This window comes from Pseudomonas sp. 1L-E-NC-VB-C3 (assembly GCF_057291535.1).
On the sequence record NZ_JBXAWD010000002.1, the window covers coordinates 26,654 to 42,385 of the forward strand.

Here is a 15,732-nt window from a genome sequence, read left to right on the forward strand (position 1 = left end):
CATATCAGTCAAATAGATGTCGACTGACACTCCCTCTTCGCGAGCAGGCTCGCTCCCACAGGGGAATTGCGCTGTTAGTGAGAGTGGCGCGGAACCTCGGCACCTCGGCAGCCCACCAGGAAGTCAAAGTCGCAACCCTGATCCGCCTGCAGCACGTGATCGATGTACAGCTGACGATAACCGCCCACCAGCAACTGCTGCGGTGCTTGCAGGTCGGCCATGCGTGCGGCCAGTTCAGCATCCGGAATGTCCAGATGCAAACGGCCGCTGGCGCAATCGAGCTCGATCCAGTCGCCTTCCTTTACTGCCGCCAAAGGCCCGCCGGCTGCGGCTTCCGGGGCAACGTGCAAAACCACCGTGCCGTACGCGGTGCCGCTCATGCGTGCATCGGAAATGCGCACCATGTCGGTCACGCCTTCTGCCAACAGCTTGGCCGGCAGGCCCATGTTGCCGACTTCGGCCATGCCCGGATAACCCTTCGGCCCGCAGTTCTTCATCACCAGAATCGAGTCTTTATCGACGTCCAGCTCCGGATCGTTGATCCGCGCCTTGTACATGTCGAAGTTCTCGAACACCACCGCGCGACCGCGATGCTGCATTAGTTCAGCGCTAGCGGCGGACGGCTTGAGCACCGCGCCCAACGGCGCCAGATTGCCGCGCAACACACAGATGCCACCGTCAGCGCGAATCGGATTGTCGAGGGTGCGGATCACTTGGTCTTCGCCATAGATCGGCGCGTCCTTGGTGTTCTCGCCGATGGACTTGCCGTTGACGGTCAGTGCGTTCGGGTTAGGGATCAGATTGGCTTCACCGAGGCGACGCAGTACCGCTGGCAAGCCACCGGCGTAGTAGAACTCTTCCATCAGGAAACGCCCGGACGGTTGCAGGTCGACGATGGTCGGCATGCCGCGACCGATGCGGGTCCAGTCGTCCAGGTCGAGCTCGACGCCGATGCGCCCGGCGATGGCTTTCAAGTGGATCACGGCGTTGGTCGAACCGCCGATGGCAGCGTTGACACGAATAGCGTTCTCGAAGGCTTCCTTGGTGAGGATCTTCGACAGTTTCAAATCTTCGCGAACCATCTCCACCGCACGCATGCCGGACATGTGCGCCAGCACATAACGGCGTGCATCCACAGCCGGAATCGCGGCGTTGTGCGGCAGCGAAGTGCCCAGCGCTTCAGCCATGCACGCCATGGTCGACGCGGTGCCCATGGTGTTGCAGGTGCCCGCCGAACGCGACATGCCGCCCTCGGCTGCGAGGAAGTCATCGATGGTGATGGTGCCGGCCTTGACCTGTTCGCTGAGCTGCCAGACCACGGTGCCGGAACCGATGTCCTTGCCCTTGTGCTTGCCGTTGAGCATCGGCCCGCCGGTGACGACGATGGCCGGCACGTCGCAACTGGCCGCGCCCATCAGCAGTGCTGGAGTGGTTTTGTCGCAACCGGTGAGCAGCACGACGCCGTCGATCGGGTTGCCGCGAATCGCTTCTTCGACGTCCATGCTCGCCAGGTTGCGGGTGAGCATGGCGGTCGGGCGCAGGTTCGATTCGCCGTTGGAGAACACCGGAAACTCCACCGGAAAACCACCGGCCTCGATCACCCCGCGTTTGACGTGCTCCGCGATCTGGCGGAAGTGCGCGTTGCACGGTGTCAGTTCCGACCAGGTATTGCAGATGCCGATGATCGGCTTGCCATGGAACTGATGGTCGGCGATGCCCTGATTCTTCATCCAGCTGCGGTACATGAAGCCGTTCTTGTCGGCCGTGCCAAACCATTGGGCGGAGCGCAGGGTGGGTTTCTTATCAGACATGATCGATTCTCTTATTGTAAGACTATTGTTTGCGAGCTGACGCTTAATCTAAGCTCAAAATCCGCGCTTTGGAAGTGTTGTTGGGTAATTAGTATTACTATATAGTCGTTTTCGACGGAGGGGTGGCCCTGGCTGTTTTGGCGAGAGGCGTCCCCCGAGGTTCTATAAAAACAACAATCGGAGACCGATCTCATGAGCCAGGAATTGCGGCTTGTCCGGCGCATCACACTGAAACTGATTCCCTTCCTGATCCTGCTGTACCTGATCGCCTATGTGGATCGCTCCGCCGTCGGCTTCGCCAAGCTGCACATGGGCGCCGACATCGGCATCGGCGATGCGGCCTATGGCCTCGGTGCCGGGCTGTTCTTCATTGGTTACTTCCTTCTCGAGATTCCCAGCAACCTGATGCTCGAACGCTTCGGCGCGCGGCGCTGGTTCGCGCGGATCATGATCACCTGGGGCGCGATCACCATCGGCATGGCCTTCGTGCAAGGGCCGCACAGCTTCTACGTGATGCGCTTTCTGCTCGGCGCGGCCGAGGCGGGCTTCTTCCCCGGCGTGCTGTACTACATCACCCAATGGTTCCCGGTGCGCCATCGCGGCAAGATCCTTGGCCTGTTCATCCTCTCGCAACCGATCGCGATGATGATCACCGGTCCCGTGTCCGGCGGTTTGTTGGGCATGGACGGCATCCTTGGTCTGCATGGCTGGCAGTGGCTGTTCATCGTCATCGGCACCCCGGCGATCCTGCTGACCTGGCCGGTCCTGCGCTGGCTGCCGGACGGCCCGCAGCAAGTGAAGTGGATGGATCAGGCGGAAAAAGACTGGCTGACCGGCGAACTGAAAAAGGACTTGCAGGAATACGGCCAGACCCGTCACGGCAATCCGCTGCATGCGCTGAAAGACAAACGTGTGTTGTTGCTGGCGCTGTTCTATCTGCCGGTGACCCTGAGCATTTATGGTCTGGGCCTGTGGCTGCCGACGTTGATCAAACAGTTCGGCGGCAGCGATCTGGTGACCGGGTTCGTTTCTTCGGTGCCATACATTTTCGGGATCATCGGCCTGCTGATCATTCCGCGCAGTTCCGACCGCTTGAATGATCGCTACGGCCACTTGGCGGTGCTCTATGTACTCGGTGCGCTGGGCCTGTTCCTCAGTGCCTGGCTGTCGCTGCCGGTGGCGCAACTGGCGGCGCTGTGTCTGGTGGCGTTCGCGTTGTTCTCGTGCACCGCCGTGTTCTGGACCTTGCCCGGTCGCTTCTTTGCTGGCGCGAGTGCCGCGGCGGGGATTGCCTTGATCAACTCGGTGGGCAACCTCGGCGGTTACATCGGGCCGTTCGTGATCGGCGCGTTGAAGGAATACACCGGCAATCTGGCTTCGGGGTTGTACTTCCTCTCGGGCGTGATGGTGTTCGGGCTGATTCTGACCGGCATTGTTTATCGCGTGCTGGAGCGCAAGCACGTGCTGCCCGTCGACCAGTTCGCAGCCAGCGCCCGTGGCGCGACCCGCATCTGACTGACAACACTGGCCCCTGTGGGAGCGAGCCTGCTCGCGAAGAGGCCATCACATTCAACACTGCTGGTGACCGGTACACCGCTTTCGCGAGCAGGCTCGCTCCCACAGGGGATAGCGGCGTTTTTGATGGAACAGGAGAAAATCATGCATCTGGTTCAATTCGAATTACCCAACGGCGAGCGCCGGGTCGGCGTGGTCGACAACGGTCAGGTCCGCGAAGTCGAGGACGCCCGCAGTGTCCGTGATCTGGCCCTGGCGGCAATCGAGGCCGGCAGCTCCCTTGAGCAGCAAGTACAAAGCCTCGGCCTCGGCGCCAGCCACGACTACGCGCAATTGCTCAAAGACCTGCGCATCCTGCCGCCACTCGATCACCCGGACCCGGCACACATGCTGGTCAGCGGTACTGGTCTGACCCATCTGGGCAGTGCTTCGGCGCGGGACAAGATGCACCAGCAGGCCGGCGATGAAGCGGCGATGACCGACACCATGCGCATTTTCAAATGGGGCGTGGAGGGCGGTAAACCAGCGGCGGGGCAGGCCGGCGTGCAACCAGAGTGGTTCTACAAGGGCGACGGCAGCATTGTCGTGCGTCCGGGGCAGGCGTTCCCGCTGCCGCCGTTCGCCGAAGACGCCGGTGAAGAGCCAGAGATGGCCGGCCTGTACGTCATCGGCAACGATGGCAAGCCGTATCGCCTCGGTTTCGCGGTGGGCAACGAGTTCTCCGACCACGTCATGGAGCGCAAGAATTACCTGTACCTGGCGCACTCGAAATTGCGCAGTTGCAGTTATGGCCCGGAACTTCGTACCGGTGAATTGCCTCAACACCTTGCCGGCACCAGCCGAATCCTGCGTGACGGCGAAGTGCTCTGGCAGAACGAGTTCCTCAGTGGCGAGGCCAACATGTGCCACAGCCTGGCGAACCTTGAGTACCACCACTTCAAATACAGTCAGTTCCTGCGTCCGGGCGACGTGCATATTCACTTTTTCGGCACTGCGACCCTGTCGTTTGCCGACGGCATCCGCACCCAGCCGGGCGACACGTTCGAGATCAGCCAGGCCGACTTCGGCGCTGCGCTGGTCAACGGTATCGCACCGGTTCAGGCGGCTTTTGAACCGGACAGCATCGGCACCCTTTAAGGAGATCCCATGACTCAGATTCTCGGTCACAACTACATCGGCGGTCAGCGCAGCGCCGCCGGCAGCGTCAAACTGCACTCGGTCGACGCCAGCACGGGCGAGGCCCTGCCGCACGATTTCATTCAGGCCACGGCCGAAGAAGTCGACGCCGCCGCCAAGGCCGCCGCTGCGGCTTACCCGACGTATCGCAGCCTCAGCGCCGAACGTCGCGCGCAGTTCCTCGACGCAGTCGCGGATGAGCTGGATGCGCTTGGCGACGATTTCGTCGCCGTGGTCTGCCGCGAAACCGCGCTGCCGGCCGGACGCATTCAGGGCGAGCGTGGTCGCACCAGCGGGCAGATGCGTCTGTTCGCCAAAGTCCTGCGTCGCGGTGATTTCTACGGCGCACGGATCGATCTGGCACTGCCGGATCGTCAGCCGCTGCCACGTCCGGATCTGCGTCAGTACCGCATCGGCCTCGGCCCGGTCGCGGTGTTTGGTGCGAGCAACTTCCCGCTGGCATTCTCCACTGCCGGTGGCGATACCGCAGCAGCACTGGCCGCCGGTTGCCCGGTAGTGTTCAAGGCCCACAGCGGCCACATGGCCACCGCTGAACTGGTCGCCGACGCGATCATTCGTGCCGCAGAAAAAACCGGTATGCCCGCTGGCGTGTTCAACATGATTTACGGTGGCGGCGTCGGCGAATGGCTGGTCAAGCATCCGGCAATTCAGGCCGTTGGTTTCACTGGCTCGCTGAAGGGCGGTCGCGCTTTGTGCGACATGGCCGCTGCACGTCCGCAACCGATCCCGGTGTTCGCCGAGATGTCCAGCATCAACCCGGTGATCGTCTTGCCGCAGGCACTGGCCACGCGTTCGGAAACCGTCGCGCGCGACCTCACCGCTTCGGTGGTGCAGGGTTGCGGTCAGTTCTGCACCAATCCAGGTCTGGTGATCGGTATTCGCTCACCGCAGTTCAGCGCGTTTGTAGAGCAAGTCGCCGCTGCAATCGGCGATCAACCGGCGCAAACCATGCTCAACGCCGGCACCCTCGGCAGCTACGGTAAAGGCCTGGAAAAGCTCCTGGCGCACAGCGGCATTGAGCATCTGGCCGGTAATCCGCAGCAGGGCAATCAGGCGCAGCCGCAGTTGTTCAAGGCCGATGTCAGCCTGTTGATCAACGGCGACGAAGTGCTACAGGAAGAAGTGTTCGGTCCGACCACAGTAATCGTCGAAGTGGCCGATCAGGCACAACTGAGCGCAGCGCTGCACGGCCTGCACGGTCAACTGACCGCGACGATCATTGGTGAGCCGTCTGACTTCGAGCAATTCGCCGAACTGACGCCGCTGCTGGAACAGAAAGTCGGGCGCATCCTGCTCAATGGTTATCCGACTGGTGTCGAAGTATGCGATTCGATGGTGCATGGCGGCCCGTACCCGGCGACGTCCGATGCGCGCGGCACGTCAGTGGGCACGCTGGCGATCGATCGCTTCCTGCGCCCGGTGTGCTTCCAGAACTACCCGGACAGCTTGCTGCCCGAACCACTGAAAAACGCCAACCCGCTGCGGATTCAGCGACTGGTGGATGGCAAGCCATCGCGTGAGGCGATCTAGCCAACACCGCGATTTTTTGTGTTGATCGTTCCCACGCTCTGCGTGGGAATGCAGCCCGGGACGCTCTGCGTCCCACTGGAACGCGGAGCGTCCCTTGAGGCATTCCCACGCGGAGCGTGGGAACGATCAGACAGAGATTCCAGCAGGGGCCTCTGGATCACATTGGGCTATCATTGGCCCTTTCCCCCTAGAAAGACTGTTTGCCATGACTGCCCAAACCCTTCTCAACGCCCTCGAACACTGCGGTATGGTCGAAATCGATGGCCTGCACGCCTTCGAATTCGCCCTCGACGAGGACGATAACCTGCACATCGAATGCATTGATGGCCGTGCAGCCAAGCACTGGGAATTCACCCCGGCGCAGGTCGCGCAAGCGACGTTCGATGAGACGCTGCAGAGCTGGCTGATCGTCGGTTACGCCAGCGACACCAAGACCACGGGCGAGCATCGTCTGGTGTGCCTCGGCGACGTAGTCAGCAGCAGCGACGATGAGGATGACAATAATGAAGATGCGTAATTTCTGGCCTTTGCTGATGGCCGGCAGCGTCGGCGCGATGGGGCTTTCCAGCGCCAGCGCCGACACCTTGCAGTTGCTGGTCGGCTCGTACACCGCCGGTTCCAGCCAGGGCATCTACCGCATGCAGTTCGACAGCGCCACCGGCCAGATCGACGCCAAGCCGCTGCAAGTGGTCAAGACCGAAAACCCTTCGTGGCTGACCCTCTCGAAAGACCAGAAGCGTTTGTTCGTGGTCAACGAAAACGGCCCGGGCCAGACCGATCCGGTCGGCCGCGTCAGCAGCTTCGCCATTGACCCGAAGACCCATGCGCTGAGCCTGATCAATCAGGTGCAGAGCCTGGGCAACGAGCCGACCCATTCCAGCCTCAGCGCTGATGCCAGACACCTGTTCGTCAGCAACTACTCAGTGATGGAAGATCCGGGCGGCACCCTGGCGGTATTGCCGGTCGATGCCGACGGCCAGTTGAAACCGGTGGTGCAGATGAGCGGCCACCCGGCCAGTCGGGTCAACCCTGAGCGTCAGGCTTCCAATCATGTGCACTCGACGGTGTCGTCGCCGGACGGGCGCTATGTGTTCTCCAATGATTTGGGAGCGGACAAGGTTTTCATCTATCAGTACGACCCGAAGGCCAATCCACACCTGCCGCTGACCCCGGCAAAAACCGCCTCGGTAGCCTTGCCGGCCGGCAGTGGCCCGCGTCATCTGCTGTTCAGCGCTGATGGCAAACACGCTTGGCTGACCATGGAGATGAGCGCGCAGGTTGCGGTGTTCGACTACAACGACGGCGTACTGACCCAGACGCAACTGGTCGATCTGGCAGCGGGCCAGCCAACCTCGGACAAAGCCGGCGCGGCGCTGCATGCTTCGGCTGACGGCAAGTTTCTCTACGTGAGCAATCGCGGCACGGCCAATCAACTCGTAGTGTTCGGCATTGATCCTGCGACCGGTCAGCTCAAAGAGCTGCAAAAGCGCTCGGTCGAGGGGGATCACCCGCGCGAGTTTGCTCTCGATCCGAGCGGTAAATTCGTCTTGATCGCCAACCAGAAGAGCAACCAGATTGTCGTCGTCGAGCGCGATACCAAGACCGGTCTGCTCGGCAAAACCGTGCAAAAACTGCCGATGGACGCGCCAAGCGATCTGAAGTTTGTAGTGCGACAATAAGCCACAGGCCCCGGTCTGCGGGGCCTGCATCGTTGTATTAATTGCACTGATATCGGCTAATGCTACAAAAGATTTCAAGCGAGCAACCCTCGAGCGTTACGTTTGTTTCACAGCCCGACCGGGCAAACCAAGCAAACGAACACGAGGGTTACCGCCATGAATTTCAATCTCTTCTCCGTCATCGCCGCTTCCGCCATTTCTGCCACCGTGGTATTGCCAGCCGGTGCCAACGTCGAAATCGCCAGCAAAAAATCCCACACCCAGAGCTACACCCAGAAATACCTGCAACAAAGCGCCAACTTCTACGCCGCGCTGGATCACAAAACCCAAGCCTGAGCGCACCGTTCTCCTGTAGGAGCTGCCGAAGGCTGCGATCTTGATCGTTCCCATGCTCTGCGTGGGAACGATCAAACAAGAGATCGCAGCCTTCGGCAGCTCCTGTGCGCGTACGCGTTCTCCACTCATAGGTTTTCTCTCGCGGGCAAATAGAGCCGCTAAATAATCAACGAAGCTGATATTCACCATTGCAAACCCTGAGTGGTTGCTTCGGCTTTTTTGATTGATTCTGTGGCCATCGAAACCTTTGCCCACGGAGAACACCATGGCCAGCGCAATCCTCACTTCCGCCAAACGCGGCGCCTACCTGGCCATCGGTCTGTACCTGGCCGTGGTGCTGTTTGTCAGCATCGGCGCACAAATGGAACACAGCTTCGACGCCCCGATCGACGTCGCCCACCCCGGCATCCAGTTCGAACTGCGCTCGCAAAGCGCGATGGTCGACAGGGCCGAACTCGCAGGAGTCGGCGGCGCATGAAAGGCTACAGACTCTGGGTCATCGCCAGCCTCGCGCTGATGACCAACGGCGCCTCACTCTTGGGGTTTGGCCAGGGCTCGGTGGGCGGTTTGGCCCGGGCCATAGAGGCCAACCACAACATCGCGCACAACATTGAACGAGCCAACACGCTGGGCCTGATGGCCGGCAATCCACCGGTCAAGGTCGCGGTGGATTTTCTCGGGCCGTTTGAAGTGGATTGCATGGCGCTGGGCATGTGCCAAGCACTGGCCTAATGATCGTTCCCACGCTCTGCGTGGGAATGCCTCAAGGGACGCTCCGCGTTCCACTGGGACGCAGAGCGATTCCCACGCGGAGCGTGGGAACGATCAAGAGAGAGAGTTACTTCTTCATGATCGAGGTGAACAGTTCGGATTCGAGCAAGCGCTGCAACCAGGCTTGCAAGCGAACATAAGGCGTCTGCGCGAACCACTCGCGATCAACGTGAGCGAACTGCCGGACGAAGGGCAGCAGGGCGATGTCGGCGAGGCTCGGATGATCGGCCAGCAAGTAGTCACGTCCTTCAAGCAGCTCATCCAGTTTCTGCAGAAATAACGCACCTTCAGCCCGATAAGCTTCCATCGGCTGCTCAGGGTAACGCTCGGCGTACTTGTAGCGATTCAAAGCCGATTTGAAAATCTGATCATTGCCTTCAATCAGTTTCTCCATCCACAGTGCCGCGAACGAATCACCGGCCAGCAACCAATCATCCGGATCATTCTGCGCCAACGCCCAGCACATGATCTGCAGACTCTCATCGATCACCACGCCATCGGCATTCAGCACCGGCACGGTGCCCTTGGGCGAGAGCGCCAGCATCTGCGCCGGTTTGTCCTTGAGACTGACTTCGACAATCTCCACCGGCACGCCCGCATAACGCAACGCCATTCGCGCACGCATGGCGTAAGGGCAGCGGCGGAAGGAATACAGCGTGTTCATTTCACCTCCAGCGTGCTCAAACCATTGCCTTGGCGCCGCACCTGAATCTGCACCGGAATCCGCTCGTGCATTTCCTGCACGTGGGAAATCACCGCCACCTTGCGTCCCTGTGCCTGCAAGCCATCGAGCGCGTCCATGGCCAGTTGCAAGGATTCCGGATCAAGGCTGCCGAAACCTTCGTCGATAAACAGCGATTCGATTTTCAGCGTGCTCGACGCCATCGAGGCCAGACCCAGCGCAAGGGCGAGTGATACGAGGAACGTCTCGCCGCCCGACAACGAATGCACCGAGCGCAGTTCGTCGCCCATTTCCGTGTCCATCACCAGCAGGCCGAGCATGCTGCCGCCACGTTTGAGGCGATAGCGTTTGACCAGTTGGCGCAGCTGCGCGTTGGCGTGGTGCACCAGCAGGTCGAGGTTGTACGCCTGGGCGATCTTGCGGAAGGTGTCACCGGTGGCCGAGCCAATCAAGGCACTGAGTCGCGCCCAGCGTTGATACTCGGCGTAGGCGTCAGCGATCTGCCGGGCCAACGCCTGATTGGCGTTCTGTCGGCGCTGGTCTTCCGCCTGTTCGGCGCGCAGTTCGGCGCACTGCTGTTCGCTGACGGCGAACTGGTTTTGCAGCTCGGCGAGGGCGCTGTCCAGCTGTTCGGCGTCAAGATTGCCGTCCTGCCGGGCCTGGTGATCGAGCAGGCGCTGATCGCGCTCTTGCAACAAGACCTGGGCCTGTTCGATGGCTTTTTCGTTGTGCTGAAGGGTCTGACGCAGGTCGGCGACTTGCGCGTCGTCGAAGCGCAGCAAGTCTTCCAGGCCGCTGTCATCCAGTTCCGGGTGGCTGGCGCGCCAATCGGCGATCTTGCCGGCGAGTGCCTGTTCTTCAGCCTCCAATGCTTGCAGGCGATCCTGCTGAGACTTGAGTTCGGCTGCGGTCTGCACCAGCTGCGTGCGCACGCTTTGCAGCTCCTCAGCGGTGCTGGTTTCGGCGACGCGCGCCTGTTCCACCGCGTGTTCCAGCTGCTGCTGCCAATGCTCGGCGCTGCTGTGCTCGCCAAGTAACTGCGCGAGTTTTTCCTGACAGCTTTGCTGCTGCTCGGTCAGCGCCGTGAATTGTTGCTCGGCGCTGTGCAGTTGCTGAGTGCGCAGCTGTTGGCGATCCTGTTCTTTCTCCAACGTCTGCTGGCGTTGCTGCTGTTCGCTCAGCTCTTCCTTTTGCTGTTCGAGCTGGGCCAGACGCTCGGCGATCTGCCGATCCAGCTGCATGAACGTTGCCGCCGGCTCAAGGCGCAAGGCCTCAAGCGTGTCGGCGGGCAGCAGCGGGCCAAACGCGGCGAGTTCTTCTTCAAGACGCTGACGGTCGCTGTTGAGTTCATGCTGCTGATGGCTCAGCTGTTGCGTCGCTTGCTGGTGAGCCACTTCGGCCTGACGCAATTGTTGCGACAAACGCGCCGCGTCCTGTTGCAAGGTGAGCAGGGCGCTTTGCCGTTGTTCGTCTTGAGTGATGCTCTGGTTCAACTGCTCGGTCTGGCGGCTGAGCCAGGCGTCGCGTTTGTCGGCGTTCTGATTGAACAGTTGCGCGGCCAGCGGATGCGCGTCGAGGCTCGGGGCCAGGGCTTGTTGTTGCGCCGCCAGTTGTTCCTGTTGCTGGAGCAATTCTTTCTGTTGCGCGATCACGCCACCGACTTCGCCGCGCAGCTCGATCAGTTTTTCCTTGAGCTGATCGACCACTTGCTGGGCGTTGGCCTGTTCGCTTTCATCGTGACGGCCAAGGCTCTGCAACAGCGCTTCGGGCTGGTGATAGGGATGCTCGTTGCTGCCGCAGACCGGGCAGGGCTGATCGTCCTGCAACTGCGCGCGCAACTCTTCGACACTGGCACTGCGCGCCAGCCGCTGACGCTCGAGCAGTTCGCGAGTGACATTGAGGGTCTGCTCGGCGACGGTCAGTTCGGCCTTGGTTTTCACACCGTCCTGGGTCAGACGTTCACGTTGCTGCTGCGCGTCGAGCTGACGTTGTTGCAACTCGGCGCTGCGCTTGTCCAGATCCTGCTGAGTCGCCCACAAACGCGACAGGTCTTCGATTGCGCGCAGCTGTTTGCGGTTGTCCTGCAGCAAGGTGCCGAGCAGGCCGATCTGTTCGGCCACCGCATCGGGCTCGGCGCCAGCCTCTTTGAACAACACTTCCAGTTGTTGCTTGTGCGAGGCCAGTTGCTCAGCACTGCGCGCGGCGTTCTGTTCGAGGGACGCCAGTTCGCTCTGGCCTTTGTTCAAGCGGTTGCCGATCAGCATCAACTGTTGCAGACGGTCGCGATAGGCGCTCCAGGCATCGCTCAAGGGCGCCAGATGGGCGCTCTGCTCAAGCTCGGTGGCGATGCGTTGCAAGCGTGCGGCGACTTCAGCCTGTTTTTCCTGCAAGGCCTGAATCGCGCTCTGGCCATCCTTGAACGCTTGCTCGGCGGTTTGTCGGGCTTCGGCGCTGCTGGCAGTGTCCTTGATCAGACGGGCGAGGGTGCTTTGCTCTTCGAATGCCTGACGCAGCAACGGTGCGTTTTCGCTCTGGCGCTGTTGCGCTTCGCTCAGGGCGACTTTTGCTGCATCGAGGTTTTGCGCCAGTTGCGTCTGGCGCTCGCCCAACGCAGCGTGTTGTTGGGTGTGCGCGGCAATCTGCGTCGCCAGTGGCGTCAGCAGCGCATCAAGCTCGGCCTTGCGCGCGAACTGATGGCGTTGCGGGCCAAGCTGTTCCAGACGCGTCAGTTTTACCCGCTCGCCGGCCAGTGCCTGCCATTGCTGTTGCGCGGCTTGCAGTTGTTCGCTGGCGGCCTTTTGCGCGTCCTGCAACTGACGCAAATCCTTCAGCCAACCGTGTTGTTGCTCAAGCTGTTTGAGCTGCGCCTGTTGCGCCTTCATCTGTTGCTGCGCGGTGTTGAAACGCTCGTCGAGTTCGGCGCGGGCTTCCGGCGCCAAAGGCGTCACTCCGGTAGCCTGATCCTGCAGCAGCTTGTGCGCTTCGCGGGCCTCTTTGGTCTTGTCGAAGGCGCGGCGGCCGAGACGGGTGTACAGCGCGGTGTCGGTGAGTTTTTCCAGCAGTTCACTGCGGTCGTTGTCGTCGGCCTTGAGGAACGCGCTGAACTCGCTCTGCGCCAGCAGCACCGCGCGGGTGAACTGTTCAAAGTTAAGGCCCAGCGCGGCTTCCAGCTGGGTTTTGTATTCGCCTTTCTGGCTGGCGAGCAGTTGATCCTGATCGATGTCGCGCAGGCTCTGCCGACTGGCCTGGAGTTTGCCACCAGCCTTCTCGCGAGCACGATTGGCTTCCCAGCGCGCGCGATAGCGGCGGCCATCGACGCCGACAAAATCCACTTCGGCATAGCCTTCACCGGTGCCGCGTCGCAGCAAGGTGCGCGGGTCACCAGTGGCGATTTCACCGTCAGCGTCGGGGACTTTCGCATCGCGACCGGTGTTGTTCAGGCGCGGCACGGCGCCGAACAGCGCCAGACACAACGCATCAAGCAACGTGCTCTTACCAGCGCCTGTGGGGCCGGTGATCGCAAACAGACCAGCGCTGGCCAGCGGTTCGGCGGTGAAATCGATCTCGAACGGACCGGCCAGCGAGGCGAGGTTTTTCAAGCGAATGGCGAGAATCTTCATGGCTGCTCGCCCTCCAGTTGCACGTCCTGCAGCAGTTCGGCGAAGTCCTTGAGCGTCTGCTCGTCGACCAAGCTGCCGTAATTGTCGAGCCAGGCGCGGCTGAACAATTCCTGCGGGGTGAGCTGGTCGAGTTCGATCAACGTGCTGCCGTCATCGCTGCCATCGGCACCACGATTGCCGGCGTATTCAGCGGCGATGCGCACCAGTCGCACGGCTTTGCCTTGCAGTGCGGTTTCCACTTGATGGCGCAGATCCGGCTGCGGCTCATCCAGACGCACGCGCACTTCGAGCCAGGGCTGGCGCTGGGTTTCGGCGAGCAGATCGATGTTCGGCAGGTCGGCCAGTTGCAGCAGAATCTCGGCCAGCGGCGCCGGGCCGATGCGCTGCAGATTGACCGAGCGCGGGATCAGTTTCGGCTCGACGCTGACCAGGGTTTCACCGTCCAGGACCACATCGAGAATCTGATGCTGATAACCGATTTCGGAGAACGACAGCGGAATCGGCGAGCCGCTGTAGCGGATGCGCTCCTCGCCGTTGACCTTCTGCGGCTTGTGCAAATGGCCGAGGGCGACGTAACTGATGCTTTCGCCGAACAGGCTGGCGGGTAGCGCTTCGGCATTGCCGATGATCAGGCTGCGCTCGGAATCCTCCGACACCGAGCCCCCGGCCATGTGCGCGTGGCTGATAGCGATCAACGCCTGCCCGGGCTGACGCTTGGCATTCGCCGCCGCGATCAGCCATTCATGCACCTGACCGATGCCGCGCAGATAGTTGTCACCCAGATGCGCGCCAGTGACTTCCGCCGGGCGCAAGAACGGCAGCGCCAGACACCACGCGGCGATTTCTCCCCGCGCATTCGGCAGCGGCAGCAACAAACGTTCGGCGTCGAGCTGCCCGTCATCCAGCCACAGCACCCGACCCAACGCGTGAGTGCGCAAACGCCGCATCAACGGCGCCGGCAGCTCGATCCGCGAGCCGGAATCATGGTTGCCGGCGATCATCACGATGGTCAGCAACGGCTGCTGTTCGTGAGCGCTGACGATGAAGTCGTAAAGGCGTTCCTGAGCTTTGACCGGCGGATTGACCGTATCGAAGATATCGCCGGCAATCAGCAGCACATCCGGTTGCGCCAAGTGCAACTGGCGCAGCAGCCATTCGAGAAAACACGCGTGCTCGAAATCGCGCTCCTGGCCGTGCAGGTTTTGCCCAAGGTGCCAGTCGGAGGTGTGGAACAGACGCAAGGTGGACTCCGCATTTTGATCAAGAGGGTGGCCGCGAAGAAGAACGGGCGGCGAGAGGAGGGGAGTTTACTGGCAAATCACGCCCCTTGCCTTGTCGTGTGTCTGCTTGCACCGACAGCGGCGAATATTTCGGTAATCGGCCGATGCGGCTGGCGCTTGTGCATCTGCCGCACTTGTTCACTCAGTCGCAACAACTCTTCGCTCGGCTTGGCCCATTGCTCTTTCGGCAATGGCTCGGACCATTCGCGCATGACTTCCGGCACCGCCTGCTTGCCGATTCTTTCCAGCCGACGAATTTCCCATTCGAGCAGACGGTTGGGAATCGTCCATAAGGTCATGACGTGATACAGGTACCAAAAGAACCCCGACAGCCGCGAGCGGTGGCCTTCACGGATCTCCTGATGCATCCGCGCGCGGGCATTGTGGAATGTATGCAGGCCTTCGTGGGGTGGGTCGTCCGGGCCTTGCAGATCCTGCAAATCCTGAATCGATTTGAGGTCGTTGACCTCGTACTCCATGTAACCGCGAATCGCTTCCCAATGGCTGATCGCGAGCTCCAGGCCGGCGCATTGGAATTCCTGGCTTATGAGGGTTTCACCTTGGTAGAAACCGATGCCCATGCCGTATTGGCGGTGAATGCCAAACTGGGTGGCGCCTTTGGCTTCGATGATCCAGGCGCTGAGCGATTCCCATGGAACGAAGACTGGTTCGGTGGCGCCTTCGGGCATGAAGCAGACTTCGCGGCGTTGGCGGTTGAAGCGGGTTGGGATGAGGGAGAGACGTTTTTTGTGGACGTGGTGCCAGACGGCCAGGCCGATACCCAAGGCCATAAAACCCGTTAATAACGCCAATTTGTAAAGGGCAAGAAAAACACCCTCAATAATTTCCTTAATGAACTCCCAGTTATCTCCAAACATGAGCCCAATTAAGCCTCCCACCAGTGGATATAGAAACGCGATCATGAATGTGCCACTGAACGGTCCTCCTAAAGTCATCTGCCACATGAATACCTGCGGGTTTCCCAACCCGAAGTCCATGTAAACACTGTTTAGTACCCCTATATGAGGCCCGTAGGGTGGCGTTTGTGTTGGTAATGGCAAGGGCGCGAGATAGGTAATTTTTCCACTCGGAAACGGCTCTACATCGCCCGCTTTTCTGATCACCTCACATTGCGCATCAACAAGAGGCTCATTGTGATTATTCAGCATGGTCAGCCCTTTCGAGGTATTGATTTTCAACCAGCAGAACCATCGGGTTTTCCTTGAACGAGCCGGGAGCAACAACTGCGAAATGGCCGTCACCCCGAGGGTCTCTCGCCTCGGCCAACATCAACCGAAACATCCGCATCCA

General features: G+C 60.8%; 13 protein-coding genes. 8 read left to right on the plus strand and 5 right to left on the minus strand.

The features are described 5' to 3' along the window. Window positions 1-74: 74 nt before the first annotated feature. Complete coding sequence (locus AC0Z5Z_RS03655) at window positions 75-1,811, minus strand: IlvD/Edd family dehydratase (RefSeq protein WP_071172698.1); 1,737 nt, start codon at window positions 1,809-1,811, stop codon at window positions 75-77. A 192-nt stretch (window positions 1,812-2,003) separates the two neighbouring features. Here AC0Z5Z_RS03655 and AC0Z5Z_RS03660 point away from each other — a divergent pair, with 192 nt between their 5' ends. The 8 genes from AC0Z5Z_RS03660 (at window position 2,004) to AC0Z5Z_RS03695 (ending at window position 8,800) form a co-directional block, all read left to right on the plus strand. Continuing rightward, window positions 2,004-3,326, plus strand: a complete 1,323-nt coding sequence (locus AC0Z5Z_RS03660; RefSeq protein ID WP_056789414.1) for an MFS transporter — start codon at window positions 2,004-2,006, stop codon at window positions 3,324-3,326. A 144-nt stretch (window positions 3,327-3,470) separates the two neighbouring features. After that, window positions 3,471-4,463, plus strand: a complete 993-nt coding sequence (araD1, locus tag AC0Z5Z_RS03665; RefSeq protein WP_252867747.1) for an AraD1 family protein — start codon at window positions 3,471-3,473, stop codon at window positions 4,461-4,463. 9 nt (window positions 4,464-4,472) lie between these two features. Further along, window positions 4,473-6,053, plus strand: a complete 1,581-nt coding sequence (locus AC0Z5Z_RS03670; protein WP_353189068.1) for an aldehyde dehydrogenase (NADP(+)) — start codon at window positions 4,473-4,475, stop codon at window positions 6,051-6,053. Window positions 6,054-6,258: 205 nt separating this feature from the next. After that, window positions 6,259-6,570 (plus strand): DUF5629 family protein, encoded by a 312-nt coding sequence (locus AC0Z5Z_RS03675; protein WP_110645651.1) that lies wholly within the window; start codon window positions 6,259-6,261, stop codon window positions 6,568-6,570. Then, the gene (locus AC0Z5Z_RS03680) at window positions 6,557-7,732 is read left to right on the plus strand and encodes a lactonase family protein (protein WP_236169619.1); all 1,176 of its coding nucleotides are present in this window, start codon (window positions 6,557-6,559) and stop codon (window positions 7,730-7,732) included. The genes AC0Z5Z_RS03675 and AC0Z5Z_RS03680 overlap by 14 nt, the downstream gene beginning before the upstream one ends. A gap of 156 nt (window positions 7,733-7,888) precedes the next feature. After that, window positions 7,889-8,068 (plus strand): hypothetical protein, encoded by a 180-nt coding sequence (locus AC0Z5Z_RS03685; RefSeq protein ID WP_016775003.1) that lies wholly within the window; start codon window positions 7,889-7,891, stop codon window positions 8,066-8,068. A gap of 265 nt (window positions 8,069-8,333) precedes the next feature. Then, window positions 8,334-8,546: a hypothetical protein gene (locus tag AC0Z5Z_RS03690; protein ID WP_039763920.1), complete on the plus strand. Its 213-nt coding sequence runs from the start codon at window positions 8,334-8,336 to the stop codon at window positions 8,544-8,546. Further along, window positions 8,543-8,800 carry a hypothetical protein gene (locus AC0Z5Z_RS03695; protein ID WP_016775000.1) on the plus strand — a complete coding sequence of 86 codons (258 nt, stop codon included), beginning with the start codon at window positions 8,543-8,545 and terminating at the stop codon, window positions 8,798-8,800. Before AC0Z5Z_RS03690 ends, AC0Z5Z_RS03695 begins: the two co-directional genes overlap by 4 nt. 106 nt (window positions 8,801-8,906) lie before the next feature. Here AC0Z5Z_RS03695 and AC0Z5Z_RS03700 read toward each other — a convergent pair whose 3' ends face one another. The 4 genes from AC0Z5Z_RS03700 to AC0Z5Z_RS03715 all read right to left on the minus strand — a co-directional run bounded on the left by AC0Z5Z_RS03700 (window position 8,907) and on the right by AC0Z5Z_RS03715 (window position 15,620). Beyond that, the gene (locus tag AC0Z5Z_RS03700) at window positions 8,907-9,503 is read right to left on the minus strand and encodes a glutathione S-transferase (protein WP_485610698.1); all 597 of its coding nucleotides are present in this window, start codon (window positions 9,501-9,503) and stop codon (window positions 8,907-8,909) included. Then, complete coding sequence (locus AC0Z5Z_RS03705) at window positions 9,500-13,141, minus strand: AAA family ATPase (RefSeq protein ID WP_252876448.1); 3,642 nt, start codon at window positions 13,139-13,141, stop codon at window positions 9,500-9,502. Before AC0Z5Z_RS03705 ends, AC0Z5Z_RS03700 begins: the two co-directional genes overlap by 4 nt. Further along, window positions 13,138-14,382 carry an exonuclease SbcCD subunit D C-terminal domain-containing protein gene (locus tag AC0Z5Z_RS03710; RefSeq protein ID WP_485610699.1) on the minus strand — a complete coding sequence of 415 codons (1,245 nt, stop codon included), beginning with the start codon at window positions 14,380-14,382 and terminating at the stop codon, window positions 13,138-13,140. The genes AC0Z5Z_RS03705 and AC0Z5Z_RS03710 overlap by 4 nt, the downstream gene beginning before the upstream one ends. A 77-nt stretch (window positions 14,383-14,459) precedes the next feature. After that, window positions 14,460-15,620 (minus strand): hypothetical protein, encoded by a 1,161-nt coding sequence (locus tag AC0Z5Z_RS03715; protein WP_485610700.1) that lies wholly within the window; start codon window positions 15,618-15,620, stop codon window positions 14,460-14,462. Window positions 15,621-15,732: the final 112 nt, after the last annotated feature.